13 protein-coding genes are annotated in these 13,422 nt (G+C 61.1%); 7 read left to right on the forward strand and 6 right to left on the reverse strand.

The features are described from left to right. The first annotated feature begins 77 nt into the window (after positions 1–77). Positions 78–758: a thiamine diphosphokinase gene (locus KBW81_RS04420; RefSeq protein ID WP_254248480.1), complete on the forward strand. Its 681-nt coding sequence runs from the start codon at positions 78–80 to the stop codon at positions 756–758. Here the strand turns inward: KBW81_RS04420 and KBW81_RS04425 are convergent. Genes KBW81_RS04425 through KBW81_RS04440 form a run of 4 tightly spaced genes read right to left on the reverse strand, consistent with a single transcriptional unit; the run spans position 739 to position 4,452 of the window. Next, entirely contained in the window at positions 739–2,112 is a 1,374-nt protein-coding gene (locus KBW81_RS04425) for an L-serine ammonia-lyase (protein ID WP_254248481.1), read from the reverse strand. The two genes, KBW81_RS04420 and KBW81_RS04425, sit on opposite strands and share 20 nt — an antisense overlap. Then, on the reverse strand, positions 2,112–2,780 hold the full coding sequence (locus tag KBW81_RS04430) for a glutathione S-transferase family protein (RefSeq protein ID WP_090188163.1): 669 nt from the start codon (positions 2,778–2,780) through the stop codon (positions 2,112–2,114). Before KBW81_RS04430 ends, KBW81_RS04425 begins: the two co-directional genes overlap by 1 nt. A 50-nt stretch (positions 2,781–2,830) precedes the next feature. Further along, the gene (locus KBW81_RS04435; protein WP_254248482.1) at positions 2,831–3,349 is read right to left on the reverse strand and encodes an isoprenylcysteine carboxyl methyltransferase family protein; all 519 of its coding nucleotides are present in this window, start codon (positions 3,347–3,349) and stop codon (positions 2,831–2,833) included. Then, positions 3,346–4,452 (reverse strand): type III polyketide synthase, encoded by a 1,107-nt coding sequence (locus KBW81_RS04440; RefSeq protein ID WP_254248483.1) that lies wholly within the window; start codon positions 4,450–4,452, stop codon positions 3,346–3,348. The genes KBW81_RS04435 and KBW81_RS04440 overlap by 4 nt, the downstream gene beginning before the upstream one ends. Positions 4,453–4,618: 166 nt before the next feature. Here KBW81_RS04440 and rpiA point away from each other — a divergent pair, with 166 nt between their 5' ends. Next, positions 4,619–5,407: a ribose-5-phosphate isomerase RpiA gene (rpiA, locus tag KBW81_RS04445; RefSeq protein ID WP_090188168.1), complete on the forward strand. Its 789-nt coding sequence runs from the start codon at positions 4,619–4,621 to the stop codon at positions 5,405–5,407. Between the two features lie 148 nt (positions 5,408–5,555). Here the strand turns inward: rpiA and KBW81_RS04450 are convergent, their stop codons facing one another. Then, a complete protein-coding gene (locus KBW81_RS04450) occupies positions 5,556–6,794 on the reverse strand; it encodes a saccharopine dehydrogenase family protein (protein ID WP_254248484.1) in 1,239 nt (412 codons plus the stop codon). Positions 6,795–6,832: 38 nt separating this feature from the next. Further along, the gene (locus KBW81_RS04455) at positions 6,833–7,927 is read right to left on the reverse strand and encodes a carboxynorspermidine decarboxylase (protein WP_254248485.1); all 1,095 of its coding nucleotides are present in this window, start codon (positions 7,925–7,927) and stop codon (positions 6,833–6,835) included. A gap of 141 nt (positions 7,928–8,068) precedes the next feature. Here KBW81_RS04455 and KBW81_RS04460 point away from each other — a divergent pair, with 141 nt between their 5' ends. The 5 genes from KBW81_RS04460 (at position 8,069) to KBW81_RS04480 (ending at position 13,305) form a co-directional block, all read left to right on the forward strand. Continuing rightward, positions 8,069–9,370, forward strand: coding sequence for an Nramp family divalent metal transporter (locus tag KBW81_RS04460; RefSeq protein ID WP_090188173.1), 1,302 nt, complete (start codon positions 8,069–8,071; stop codon positions 9,368–9,370). A 94-nt stretch (positions 9,371–9,464) separates the two neighbouring features. Next, positions 9,465–10,925 carry an FAD-dependent oxidoreductase gene (locus KBW81_RS04465; protein WP_254248486.1) on the forward strand — a complete coding sequence of 487 codons (1,461 nt, stop codon included), beginning with the start codon at positions 9,465–9,467 and terminating at the stop codon, positions 10,923–10,925. 76 nt (positions 10,926–11,001) lie between these two features. Then, complete coding sequence (gene hflK, locus KBW81_RS04470) at positions 11,002–12,174, forward strand: FtsH protease activity modulator HflK (protein WP_254248487.1); 1,173 nt, start codon at positions 11,002–11,004, stop codon at positions 12,172–12,174. Next, positions 12,174–13,100 carry a protease modulator HflC gene (gene hflC / locus KBW81_RS04475; protein WP_254248488.1) on the forward strand — a complete coding sequence of 309 codons (927 nt, stop codon included), beginning with the start codon at positions 12,174–12,176 and terminating at the stop codon, positions 13,098–13,100. Before hflK ends, hflC begins: the two co-directional genes overlap by 1 nt. Before the next feature lie 7 nt (positions 13,101–13,107). Continuing rightward, a complete protein-coding gene (locus tag KBW81_RS04480; RefSeq protein ID WP_175499227.1) occupies positions 13,108–13,305 on the forward strand; it encodes a DUF2065 family protein in 198 nt (65 codons plus the stop codon). Positions 13,306–13,422: the final 117 nt, after the last annotated feature.

The following is a 13,422-nucleotide window of genomic DNA, read 5'->3' on the forward strand; positions in this document are numbered from 1 at the left end:
CGGAACAGTCCGGCGGTGCTGGCGGGTTGATTTCGTGGCACTTTCAAGGCAGGTCCACAAAAAAGAGACAATACGCCATGTTTGACCCGATTGTTCACATCTCGTCCCCAATCACTTTGCTTGGTGGTGCTGATACAGACAACAGTCAGCTTAACATCTGCCTAAAGGTTGCGCCATCCGTGGTGGCCGCTGACGGCGGGGCCGACCATGCGCTGCGCCATGGGCTGACGCCGATCGCGGTGATTGGCGACATGGATTCGCTAAGCGTTGCGGCCGGCGCGGCCTTTGCCAGTGGGCTGCACCGTGTATCGGAACAGGATAGCACGGATTTCGAAAAATGTCTGACGCGAATCGTGGCACCGCTGATAATGGCGACGGGATTTTTGGGCGGGCGGCTGGATCATACGCTTGCGGTGCTGGGCACGCTGGCGCGGCTGCGGGCACATCACGTGATTCTTGTGTCGCAGGATGATGTCTGTGTCTTGCTGCCGCAGGGGCGTAGCACGTGGCACCTGTCGCCCGGCCTGCGGGCGGGCGTTCTGCCGCTGGGCCAAGCGCAGGTTAGCAGCGATGGGCTAAGGTGGGATCTGGCGTCCCGCGCAATGGCACCGGACGGTTTGGTCAGCAGTTCTAACGCGGTGGCGCAGCCTGCGGTGACGTTTGATGTGACTGGCCCGGTCCTGCTGACCTTGCCGCTATCGGAATGCGACGCGGTGGTTGCATGCGTCTTGGCGCAGGTCAGCAGTTCGGCACGTTGACGGCAAGGCCGCCAAGGGCGGTCTCTTTATACTTGTCGCTCATATCCGCGCCGGTCTGGCGCATTGTTTCGATTGCGGCATCAAGCGGCACCAGATGAACACCGTCGCCGCGCAGCGCGAGGCTTGCGGCACTGACGGCCTTAATGCAGCCCAGACCGTTGCGTTCAATACAAGGCACCTGCACCAGCCCGCGCACCGGATCGCAGGTCATGCCAAGATGATGCTCCAGCGCGATCTCTGCCGCGTTTTCGATTTGCGCCGGGGTGCCGCCCAGCACAGCGCACAGGCCCGCAGCGGCCATGGCGGCGGCAGAGCCGACCTCTGCCTGACAGCCACATTCCGCGCCGGATATGCTGGCGTTGAACTTGATCAGCCCGCCAATCGCGGCCGCTGTCAGCAGAAAATCAGGCACGCCAGCGGCGCTTGCCCCCGGTACGTGGTCCAGCCAATAGCGGATTGTTGCGGGAATAACCCCCGCCGCGCCATTGGTAGGCGCAGTGACGACGCGGCCGCCAGCGGCGTTTTCCTCGTTCACCGCCATGGCATAGGCGGACATCCAATCGTTGATCGTATGAGGCGCAGGCTGGTTCATCCCGCGCTCTGCCAGCAGGGCCTGATGAATGCCGCGCGCGCGGCGGCGTACTTTCAACCCGCCGGGCAGGATACCATCTGTGGCAAGGCCGCGGTCGATACAATCCGACATGACCGACCAGATATTCTGTAGGCCAGCGTCTAGGTCAGGGCTGGTGCGGCGGCTGCGTTCGTTGTCGCGTTTCAACTGGGCAATGGATTTGCCGCTGCTTTCGGCCATCTGGACCATCTGCGTGGCGGTGCTGAACGGATAAGGGATGGGCGGGCCACTGTCGCCGTCACGGCCTGCGGCGTGCTCTGCTTCCGTCAGGACGAAACCGCCGCCGATGGAATAGTAAGTCACCTGGGTAACCGTGTCACCTTGGCTATCTAGGCCTTTGAAAATCATGCCATTCGCATGACCGGGCAGGGCGGGGCCGTAGTCAAAGATCAAGTCATCCTTAGGATGGAACCGCAGCACTGGCAGGCCCATAGGCGCGACCTGTGCGGTCTGCTTGACCTGCTTCAACGCGGCCTCTGCGATGTCGGCATCATAGGCATCGGCGCGCATGCCGGTCAGGCCAAGGATCACGGCGCGGTCGGTGGCATGACCCACGCCGGTAAAGGCCAGCGATCCGTGCAGCGACACCCGGACGCCCGCCACGGCAAAGGGCTGCGCGCGCAAATGATCTAGGAACCGCGCGGCGGCGACCATGGGACCGATGGTATGGGACGACGACGGGCCGACCCCGACCTTGAACATGTCGAAGACGGATACGAACATCAGGTGGGGCTGCCTTCTGGTGGGATTGGGTGGTGCGGCGCGGAAAACGGTGTGGCACCAAGGCCCTCGGCCGCAGCCGCCCGCTTTGTGGCGGGCATTTGCTCGAACACCTGCGCAAATAGATGCAGGCGGGGCCAGTTGCCCAAATCATACCACCCGGCCGGGCCGCCATAAAGCGCGGGCCAGCGCAGCATCGGCGCAAGATAGCACATCTGCGCCACATGATCGGGGGACCATTCTGCCTCTAGCAAATCAAGATGGCTGGCAAGCCTATGCTTTGCCGCGTGACGCAGGCTGGACGGGGCGGCGGGCAGGTATTGTTCGGGATAGAACAGCGTCCGCAGCGTCGGGTGCAGCGTGTTCGACATCCAAAACAGCCAGCTGAGCGCCGCGCCGCGCCCGGGCGCATCCGGCGCAGGCATCAAAGTGCCGGGCGCGCTGTCAGCGAGCCAGAGCAGGATCGCGCCGGTTTCAAAGATCGGACCGCTGGGCGTTTCCAGCGCCGGGATCAATCCCGCCGGGTTCAGCTGCAGATAAGACGCGCTGCGCTGACCCGCAGCGGCGCGGTTGACCAGAGCAGTACGATACGGGCGGTTCGCAAATTCCAAAGCAAGCCGCACACAAAGCGAGGCATTGTCGGGGGCATAATGAAGGCACACAGATTCCATGCGCCAACCCTATCCAAAGCCGCAGCCCGCGTCAGTCCGAAAGCGACGCTTTAACGGCGCGCAGGGCCAGCCGCATGGCGACCCGTGCCGCGCAGCGCGCCGTCTTCGACACCGATGCGGTGATACAGCATCGCGGCGTTCAGCACGGTAAAGACCACGGCCACCCATGTCAGGCCCAGCACCATTGGGGCTGCGATGATTTCCAGCACGACAAGAGTATAATTGGGATGCGGGATAAACCGGAACGGACCGCGCACGACAAGCGGCTCGTCCAGCACGATAATCCGCGTGGTCCACCGCGCCCCCAGCGTGCCTAGGATCCAGACGCGAAACACCTGCAACACGGCATAAAACGCCAGCCAGCCCATATGCAGCGGCTGGTTCCAGCCAAAGACCAGCAGCGCCAGTACCCAAGCAGAGTGCAGGGCGACCATGACGGGATAGTGACCTGCACCGACCTCATAGGCCCCGAGGGCCATCAAGCGGGCGGTGTTGCGCCGGGCGATCACGAGCTCTCCTAGCCGCTGCACGACGATGAAGGCGAGGAAGAGGAATGTGCCGGTTGTCATGGCGCGACCGTAAGCGGCATCATGGCTGCGGTAAAGCCCGGCCCCAGCGCGCAAAGCGCCAGCTTGCCTGTCTGCCCAGCGGCGAGCACACGTTTCAGCACGAACAGCGCAGTCGGGGCGGACATATTGCCATAGTCACGCAAGGTCGCGCGTTCCGCGTCCAGTGCGCCTGCGGGCAGGTCCATCGTCGCCTCGATCGCCTCGACCACTTTGGTGCCGCCGGGGTGGCAGACGAAACGGTCGATCTGGCTTAGGTCCAGCTGCGCCTCTTGCAGCATGGATGCGATGGCGGGGCGGAATTCGTCGGTGACGAAGCTGGGGATAGAGCGGTCAAAGATCACGCCAAGCCCGGTTTCATCCACGTCCCAGCCCATGATCGGCAGGGTGTCCGGGAATAGATGCTCGTGCCCCTCGTGCAGGGTGACTTCGCCCGCCGCGCCAGAGCCAGAGCCTGCGCCGATCACAGCCGCCGCCGCACCGTCGCCGAACAGCACGGTGGCGATCACGTCGGCCTTTTGCAGACGGTCGGACCGGAAGGACAGGGAACATGCCTCGACCGCGACCATCAGGACGGTGCTGCCGGGGTCTGCAGCGGCCAAGCGCCGGGCGATGGACAAGCCCGACACGCCGCCCGCGCAGCCCAGACCGAACACCGGCACCCGGCGCACATCGCGGCGAAAGCCCATTTCTGCGTGGGCCTGCGCCTCTAGCGTGGGGGTTGCGATGCCGGTGGATGAGACTGTGACGATGGTGTCGACTTGGTCGGCGCTGATGCCAGCCGCCTGCAGCGCATCGGTAGCGGCGGCGATGAACATCGCCTTGGCCCCGGTCATATAGGCCGCGCCGCGGTCAGCCCAGCCGTGATCCGCGGCGAACCAGTCCAGCGGCATCACACTGTACCGCTTATCAACGCCAGCGTTTTCAAACGCTGGTACCAGCTTTTCAAAAAAGGGATACTTGGGCGCCAGCAGCGCGCGCGCTTGGTCCAGCACGTCGGATTGCGCCAGTTCATGCGCCGGCAGGGCGGTGCCGATCCCTTTGAGGGCGGTGGTGTTGCCCATCCCAGTCATTGCGCGGCGGCGGGTCGCGGGCTGTTGCAACATATTCAAAACCTTTCAGACGTTATTTCAGTAACGAAGGCCAAAGCGAAAGAGTTCCGCGCGGGCCGGTTTCTTAATTCGCCATGTGTTTGCGGTAACGGCGCAATTGCCCCTGTCATGCAGGCCCTGCGCCGCCTATAACGCGCCCGTGTTTTAAAGGAGCCACGCCATGCCCGTTGACCTGTCCCCCATCGACAAGGCGAAATACGTCGCCGCAAAACGCGCCTGCGACTATGTCGAATCAGGGATGAAGCTGGGCCTTGGTACCGGGTCCACCGCCGCATGGCTGGTGCGCTGCTTGGGCGAGCTGGTGCGTGACGAGGGCCTGAAGATCAAAGGCGTGCCAACATCCACGCGCACCGCGCAACTGGCCCGCGACGTCGGCATCGAGGTGATTTCCCTGGACGAGGCCCGCTGGCTGGATCTGACCATCGACGGCGCGGATGAATATGACGGCGCGCTGAACCTGATCAAAGGTGGCGGCGGGGCGCTGTTGCAGGAAAAGATCGTGGCGACCGCCAGCGATCAGATGATTGTCATCGCTGACGCATCCAAAAAGGTCGAAACGCTGGGGGCTTTCCCGCTGCCGATCGAAGTGATCCCCTTTGGCTGGCAAACATCAAAAGCCTTGGTCGAAGAAGCGCTGGTGGGCATGGACGTCATGGGGGCAACGACCAGCCTGCGCATGAACGGTCAGGCACCTTTTATCACGGACGAGGGCAACCACATCCTTGATTTGCACCTGAACCGTATCGGAAACGCGCGTCAGTTGAGCCTTGTCCTGAACCAGATCCCGGGCATCGTTGAAAACGGGCTTTTCATCGACATCTGTGACATCGTGATTACCGGGTACGGCGATGGCCGGGTCGAAGTGCATGACATCAACAAAGGCGAAGTTGATGAGACGCGTTACGACTTTCTGGATGATGGTAATATTTTCGCTGATCTGGGCGACTGATCCGGTTTCGCCTGAGCTGCGCTCAGGCGACCGCTTGGGGGCTTTGCCCCCAAACCCCCAAGGTATTTTTAACCAGAAGAAGGGGGAGGGCAGGTCGTGTTTGCCAATTTAGATGTGACGAAGGGGGCGTGATCGCCCCCTTCGCCTTTTAGGCGTTCCAGGGACGGTCGCCGTTTTCGTCCTTTACCCGGGTCGGCAGACCAAGGCGGTCCAGCTGGGCCAGGAACGGGGCGGGCGGCAATTCTTCCATGTTTTTCATCGCGTTCGCATCCCAAGTGCCGTCTGCGACCAGCAAGGCAGCTGCGACGGGCGGCACGCCTGCGGTGTAGGAAATGCCTTGGGATCCGACCTCTGCATAGGCCTCGGCGTGGTCGGCGACGTTGTATACGAAGACTTCAACCGGCTGGCCGTTTTTGATGCCTTTGACGAAATCACCGATGCAGGTTTTGCCGGTGTAGTTCGGCGCAAGCGACGCGGGGTCGGGCAGGCAGGCTTTGACGACCTTCAGTGGCACGACCTCTAGCCCTTCGGCCGTGGTGACGGGCTGTTCGGACAGCAGGCCAAGGTTTTTCAGCACAGTGAAGACGTTGATGTAATGCGCGCCAAAGCCCATCCAGAACCGCACGTCGGCGTCCGGGTAGTTGGCGGACAGCGAATGCACCTCGTCATGGCCGGACAGATAGGCGCGCTGGGTGCCGACGACGGGCAGGTCCCAGTCGTGACCAACCTCGAACATCTCATTCTCTTGCCACGCGCCGGACTGCCACGAATAAACCGTGCCCGTGAATTCGCGGAAGTTGATTTCCGGATCGAAGTTCGTGGCGAAGTATTTGCCGTGGCTGCCCGCGTTGATGTCGACGATGTCGATGGCGGTCACGGTGTCCATAAATGTGTCGATGGCATAGCGCGCATAGGCGTTCACAACGCCCGGATCAAAGCCCGAGCCAAGGATCGCGGTGATGCCTTTTTCGGCGCAGATCTCGCGCTTTTTCCATTCGTAGTTGCCATACCACGGCGGCGTTTCGCAAATCTTGCCCGGCTCTTCGTGGATCGCGGTGTCGATATAGGCGGCACCCGTGGCGATGCAGGCGTCCAGCACCGACATGTTCACGAAAGGAGAGCCGACGTTGATCACAATCTGGCTGCCGGTGTCCCGGATCAGGGCGGATGTCGCATTAACGTCCAGCGCGTCCAGGGCGTGGCCCTGCAAAACGCCGTCCACCTTCATCGCGGATTTTTCACGGACAGAGGCGATGATCGCATCGCATTTCGACACCGTGCGGCTGGCGATGTGAATATCGCCCAGCAGATCATTATTCTGCGCGCATTTATGCGCCACAACCTGAGCCACGCCGCCGGCGCCAATAATTAGAACGTTCTTCTTCATCGGTAACATCCCCTGTCGTCTGGGTGGGTGAAGGGCGCTTAGGACAGCGCCGCGGCGAAATCGTCGTAAGAAAAGGCGCGGACAAGGCGTTCAGTGCCGTCCAGTTCCTTGATCGCGATGGACGGCATCTGCACGCCGTTGAACCAGTTCTTCTTGACCATCGTATAGCCAGCCGCGTCCTGAATGCTAATGCGGTCGCCGGCAGCCAGCGGGGCGGGGAATTTGAATTCGCCAAAGATATCGCCCGCAAGGCAGGACTTGCCGCAGATCATCCAGTCCTCTGGTCCGGCGTTCGGTGCGATTTTGGCGCTTTCGCGGTAGATCAGCAGATCAAGCATATGCGCCTCTGTGCTGCTGTCGACGATGGCAAGGTTTTTGCCGTTGTGCAGCGTGTCCAGCACGGTGACTTCCAGCGTGGTGGAGTTTGTGATCACCGCCTCGCCGGGTTCAAGGTAGACCTGCACGCCATAGGTATCGGCAAAGGCTTTGAGCCGCGCGGCCAGTTTTTCGAGCGGGTAACCTTCGCCGGTGAAGTGGATGCCGCCGCCAAGGCTGATCCAGTCCATCTGCGCGATCAGATGGCCAAAGCGATCCTCGATCCCTTGTAGCATCGCGTCAAAGCGGTCGAAGTCGCCGTTTTCGCAGTTGTTATGAAACATAAAGCCGCTGATCTGGTCGATCACCGCTTCAATCGCAGCCGGGTCATGTTCGCCCAAGCGGCTGAACGGGCGCGCCGGGTCGGCCAGATCAAAGGTCGATGTCGACACGCCGGGATTGACCCGAAGGCCTCGGGTATGGCCGCGCGATACCTCTTCAAAGCGGGACAACTGCCCGATGCTGTTAAAGATCACCTTGTCGGAGTTGCGCAGGACATCATCAATCTCGTGATCGGCCCAAGCCACGGAATAGGCGTGGGTTTCGCCGCGGAAATGTTGGCGGCCCAGCTTTACCTCGAACAGGGACGACGACGTGGTACCGTCAAGGTATTCAGAGATCAGATCGAACACCGACCAGGTCGCAAAGCATTTGAGCGCCAGCAGAGCCTTGGCACCGGAATGCTCTGTCAGCCAAGCAATCTTTTGCAGATTCGGCAGCAGGCGGCTTTTGTCGATCAAGTAATAAGGCGTCTGCATTGCGGGGGCCTTTCGCCGGGAACTATGAAACGATGTCCTATAATCAGATGACAGATCAGAGACAAGCAGGCGGCGCTGGCAGTTTGCAACGGGCGGGTGCATAGATTGCTGCGAATCGTTCGCAAAAGGCAGGCTGCCCATATGTCCACGCCCAGCACATCCCTGACCGATCGCACGTCGCAGCGCATGAATGATGTGTTGGCCGGCCGCATTCGCGGGCCGCGGTCATGGCTGGTCTTTGCCGGGCCTGCTGTCATCGCGTCCGTCGCCTATATGGACCCGGGCAATTACGCGACGAACATTCAGGCGGGGGCGGGCTATGGCTATGCCCTGCTGTGGGTCGTGGTGATGGCGAACCTTGTGGCGATGCTGTTTCAGGCGCTGTCAGCACGGCTGGGGATTGTGACGGGCAAGAACTTGGCCGAACACTGCCGCGATGGGTTTTCGCGTCCAGTGGTGATTGCGATGTGGATCGTGTCGGAAATCGCCGCCATGGCGACCGATCTGGCAGAGTTTCTGGGCGGTGCCATTGGTCTGGCGCTGCTGTTCAATATGCCGCTGATGGCCGGAATGGGGATCACCGCCATCGTGACCTATGCCTTGCTTCTGGTGGAAAATCGCGGCTTTCGCCCGATGGAGCTGCTGATCGGCACGCTGGTGGGCGTCATCGGGCTTTGCTATCTGGCAGAGCTGTTCATCGCCCCGATTGCATGGGGCGAGGCCGCGCGCGGCGCGATTATTCCGCAGATGCCGGACCTTGCGGCATTGACGATTTCCGTGGGGATCATCGGTGCAACGGTGATGCCCCATGCGATCTATTTGCATTCTGGCCTGACGCAGAACCGTGTGCAGATTAAGAACGACACTGAACGCGCCCGTGTGCTGAAGTTTTCCAACGTCGAAGTCGTCGTGGCGCTTGCCATCGCGGGCATGATCAACATCGCCATGGTGATGATGGCGGCGAGCGCTTTTCACGCTGGCAACCCAGAGGTCGCCGAGATCGAGACCGCCTATCACACCCTGACACCCTTGCTGGGCGGGATGGCGGCGGCGGCATTCCTGATATCGCTGATCGCCAGCGGCGTGTCGTCATCCGTGGTAGGCACCATGGCGGGGCAGATGATCATGCAGGGCTTTATCCGCCTGCGGATCCCGCTGCTGATCCGCCGCGTCGTGACCATGCTGCCCGCGTTTATCGTCGTGGCGATGGGTGTAAACGTGACGACGGCGCTGGTGGCCAGCCAAGTCGTACTGTCCATCGCCTTGCCAATCCCGATGATCGCGCTGGTGATCTTCTCGTCCAAGCGATCCGTGATGGGGGCCTTCACTATCGGTCCGGTATTGAAATCCCTTGCGATCCTTGCCGCTACGGTGGTGCTGACGCTTAATTTTGTGCTGCTGGCCAATGTGGCAGGTCTGCCGATTCCGTTCTTGTCAAACTGATCTGCATTGCGCTCACTTTTCCGGTAGGGGGCGTTGGCCTTTCGGACCGGTTGCGGCTAGGTTGCGACTGAAATTTGCAATGCGGAGCCTGCACATGTCTTTCGATTACGATCTTTTTGTTATTGGTGGTGGCTCTGGCGGTGTGCGTGCAGCCCGTGTGGCAGCGCAGACAGGTGCAAAAGTCGCCTTGGCCGAAGAGTCCCGTATGGGCGGCACCTGCGTTATTCGCGGCTGCGTGCCGAAAAAGCTGATGGTCTACGCATCCACCTATGCTGAAAAGGTCGAAGAGGCGCAGGGTTATGGCTGGGACGCCACCATTGGCGATTTCAACTGGGACAAGTTTCGCGGCAAGCTGCACGCCGAACTGGACCGTCTGGAAGGCGTTTATCGCAAGCTGCTGAACGGTTCTAACGTGGAAATCCACGACTGCCGCGCGACGGTCACGGACGCGCATACGGTCAAACTGGGTGACGGCAAATCTGTTACTGCCAAGCACATCCTGATTGCCACCGGCGGCCACCCTGTGCGCCCCGACATGGAAAACGGCGATCTGGGCCTTGTGTCCAACGACATGTTCCTGCTGGAAAAGCTGCCCGAAACGCTGCTGATCATCGGCGGCGGTTACATCGCTTGCGAATTTGCCTGCATCATGGCGGGCCTTGGCGTGAAGGTGACGATGTATCACCGCGGCGCGCAGATCCTGAAAGGCTTCGACGACGAAGCCCGCGGCCTTTTGGCGGAATCGATGCGCCACCGGGGCATTGATCTGCATACTGGCACCACCATCACAGAGCTTTGCGCTGCCGATCAGGCCCCCAAGGGCCGCGTCCCAGCTGGGTCTGACGCGGCCGCTGGTGGCACGAACCCGCTCGGCGGTAACCCCAAAAGCTTTACCGACGCCCGCGCCGCTGGCCCAATCTGGACCCGTGCGACAAACGGCGACGAAAAGGTATTCGACCACGTGCTGTTCGCCACGGGCCGCGCCCCGAACACCAAGGGGCTGGGGCTGGACGAGGCTGGCGTCGATGTTGGCCGCCAAGGCGAGATCGTCGTGGATGAGTTCAGCCAAACCAATGTGCCGTCGATCTATGCCATCGGCGACGTGACCAACCGCGTGCAGCTGACGCCCGTTGCGATCCGCGAAGGCATGGCCTTTGTCGAAACCGTCTTTAAGGGCAACCCGACGCCTGTCGATCATGAACTGATCGCCAGCGCCGTGTTCACCCAGCCAGAACTGGGCACGATTGGTGAAACCGAAGACGACGCCATCGCCCGCGGCGAAAGCGTCGAGGTTTATTCCACCGCGTTCCGCCCGATGCAGACTGCATTTTTGGATACACCCCAGCGTGTGTTGATGAAGTTGATTGTCAGCACCGAAACCCGCAAGATCTTGGGGTGTCACATCGTCGCGGACCATGCGGGCGAAATGATCCAGATGGTGGCCATCGCAATCAAGATGGGCGCTACAAAAGAAGATTTCGACCGCACCTGCGCCGTCCACCCAACCATGGGCGAAGAACTGGTCACGATGAAGACACCGGTGCGGACAACTTGAATTATCGGGCCATTGGCCCGATCTAAAGACTGACGGGTCCGAACAGGATCGTAACATCAAGGAAGACTGACACACGATGGCAGGCAATAACGGGGGCCCCTGGGGGGGCGGCGGCGACGATAATCAGGGTAAGAACGACGGCAATGGGTCCAACCCTCCGCCGCGTCCACCACGTCGCACTGGCGAGGGGCCACAAATTCCTGAGATCGACGAGCTGATGAACAAAGGCCGCGAACAGCTGCGGGTCCTGATGGGCGGACGCGGCGGCGGCAACGGCACGGGCGGCGGCGGCACGGGCGGCGGCAATGGTCCGGCACTGACGCGCGGCACCATTGGCCTTGGCGTGCTGGCGGCGGCTGTGCTTTGGGGCATGGCATCCATCTATACCGTCAAGCCAGAAGAACAGTCGGTAGAGCTGCTGCTGGGCGATTACATGTCCACCAACGGCCCCGGCCTGAACTTTGCGCCTTGGCCTATCGTCACGCGTGAAGTGCTGGCGGTCACGTCAGAGCGGTCCATCGATATCGGCACCAGCCGGTCCGGCTTGGACGCGGGCTTGATGCTGACGGGCGACGAAAACATCGTCGACATCGACTTTCAGGTTGTGTGGAACATCCTTGATCCACAGCTTTTCCTGTTCAACCTTGCCGATCCCGAACAGACGATCGAGGCTGTATCTGAATCTGTGATGCGTGAAATCATCGCGCAAAGCCAGCTGGCACCGATCCTAAACCGGGATCGCGGTTCGATTGCTGAACGCCTGAAAAGCGAGATTCAAAGCACGCTTGATAGCTATCAGTCCGGCGTGAACATCATCCGTGTCAACTTTGACAAGGCCGATCCGCCCGAACCCGTCATTGCATCCTTCCGCAAGGTGCAGGACGCCGAGCAGGAACGCGACCGGTTGCAGAACGTCGCTGACGCCTATGCCAACCGGGTCGAGGCCGAGGCACGCGGTCAAGCGGCTCAGACTATCGAGCAAGCCGAAGGTTATCGCGCGCAGACTGTGAACGAAGCCTCTGGTGAGGCGAGCCGTTTCTCGGCCGTTTTGACGGAATACCAAAAAGCCCCAGAGGTGACGCGCAAGCGGCTGTATCTGGAAACCATGGAAAAGGTTCTAGGAGAGTTGGACATCATCCTGCTTGACGAATCCCAAGGCGGGCAGGGCGTCGTGCCATATCTGCCGCTGAACCAACTGGGCGGCGGCTCTAACCGTCCTCAGACGCAAACGACCGAAGGGACAAACTAATGCGGAAATCTATTTTCCTACTCCCCGTCCTCGTTGTCGTGCTGTTTGTGGCTATCTCCTCGGTGTTTATCGTGGACGAGCGTGAAAAAGCGCTGGTGCTCCAATTTGGTCAGATCGTGAAAGTGAAAGAAGAGCCGGGTCTTGCCTTTAAGATCCCGTTTATCCAGAACGTCGTGCGCTATGACGACCGCATCTTGTCCCGTGATCTGGACCCGCTGGAAGTCACGCCATCCGATGACCGCCGCTTGGTCGTCGATGCCTTTGCACGCTACCGCATCGCCGATGTGCGCCAGTTCCGTCAGGCTGTTGGCGCGGGCGGCGAAGAGGTCGCAGCGCGTCGCTTGGACGGCATTCTGCGCGACACCACCCGGAACGTGCTGGGTACGGTTGCGTCGAACGACATCCTGTCCACCGACCGCGCCGCGCTGATGCTGCGCATCCGCAACAACGCAATCACCGAGGCGCGCAGCTTGGGTCTAGAGGTCATCGACGTGCGTTTGAAGCGTACGGACCTGCCGCCAGAAAACCTGAACGCGACCTACGAGCGGATGATTGCGGAACGTGACCGTGAAGCCGCAGACGAAGTCGCACGCGGTAACGAGGCCGCCCAGCGGACCCGCGCAGCCGCAGACCGCACCGTGGTCGAGGTCACATCAGAGGCGAACCGTCTGGCCGAGGTCACACGCGGTGAGGCCGACGCCGAGCGTAACGGCATCTTTGCCGAAGCCTTTGGCGCAGACCCAGAGTTCTTTGAATTCTACCGTTCCATGACCGCCTACGAGCGCTTTGCCGCCTCTGGCCGGTCGTCCATGGTGCTGTCCCCGAATTCAGAGTTCTTTAACTATCTGCAATCGGATCAGGGTCAGGCCGCAAACGATAATGCAGCGCGGGCCCCAGCGGCACCGGCACCTGCCGCGTCGAACTGACGCGCGCATGATCGCACTGGCATTAACAGGCCTTGGCCTTGTTCTGCTGATCGAGGGGCTGGTGTACGCACTGGCCCCTTCGCTTATCGAAGACATGCTGGCAGCCCTGCGCAGCTTGGGTTTGCCGGAACGCCGCCTTGTCGGGCTGGCGGTGCTGGCGACAGGTGCCGCCTTGTTATGGCTTGCGGCATTGATTGGGACATAAAGTCACGATCCGTTCACCCTTTACATTGAGACTTTGCGCTCTCAGGTTTGCGCCCTAGGTTCAGTGTCAACGCTGCCCTGCGCAACACAACAAGGAGTCCGCCCCGTGAGGTCACAG

The sequence above is a fragment of the Loktanella salsilacus genome (assembly GCF_024206795.1).
In the GTDB taxonomy this organism is placed as follows: domain Bacteria; phylum Pseudomonadota; class Alphaproteobacteria; order Rhodobacterales; family Rhodobacteraceae; genus Loktanella; species Loktanella salsilacus.

Bases quoted from the DNA above. Each gene is read 5' to 3' on its own strand.
- hflK (WP_254248487.1), top strand. From the start codon at position 11,002: ATGGCAGGCAATAACGGGGGCCCCTGGGGGGGCGGCGGCGACGATAAT.
- KBW81_RS04480 (WP_175499227.1), top strand. From the start codon at position 13,108: ATGATCGCACTGGCATTAACAGGCCTTGGCCTTGTTCTGCTGATCGAG.
- KBW81_RS04430 (WP_090188163.1), bottom strand. From the start codon at position 2,780: ATGGAATCTGTGTGCCTTCATTATGCCCCCGACAATGCCTCGCTTTGT.
- KBW81_RS04420 (WP_254248480.1), top strand. From the start codon at position 78: ATGTTTGACCCGATTGTTCACATCTCGTCCCCAATCACTTTGCTTGGT.
- KBW81_RS04440 (WP_254248483.1), bottom strand. From the start codon at position 4,452: ATGTTGCAACAGCCCGCGACCCGCCGCCGCGCAATGACTGGGATGGGC.
- rpiA (WP_090188168.1), top strand. From the start codon at position 4,619: ATGCCCGTTGACCTGTCCCCCATCGACAAGGCGAAATACGTCGCCGCA.
- KBW81_RS04460 (WP_090188173.1), top strand. From the start codon at position 8,069: ATGTCCACGCCCAGCACATCCCTGACCGATCGCACGTCGCAGCGCATG.
- KBW81_RS04435 (WP_254248482.1), bottom strand. From the start codon at position 3,349: ATGACAACCGGCACATTCCTCTTCCTCGCCTTCATCGTCGTGCAGCGG.
- KBW81_RS04465 (WP_254248486.1), top strand. From the start codon at position 9,465: ATGTCTTTCGATTACGATCTTTTTGTTATTGGTGGTGGCTCTGGCGGT.
- KBW81_RS04425 (WP_254248481.1), bottom strand. From the start codon at position 2,112: ATGTTCGTATCCGTCTTCGACATGTTCAAGGTCGGGGTCGGCCCGTCG.
- KBW81_RS04450 (WP_254248484.1), bottom strand. From the start codon at position 6,794: ATGAAGAAGAACGTTCTAATTATTGGCGCCGGCGGCGTGGCTCAGGTT.
- KBW81_RS04455 (WP_254248485.1), bottom strand. From the start codon at position 7,927: ATGCAGACGCCTTATTACTTGATCGACAAAAGCCGCCTGCTGCCGAAT.
- hflC (WP_254248488.1), top strand. From the start codon at position 12,174: ATGCGGAAATCTATTTTCCTACTCCCCGTCCTCGTTGTCGTGCTGTTT.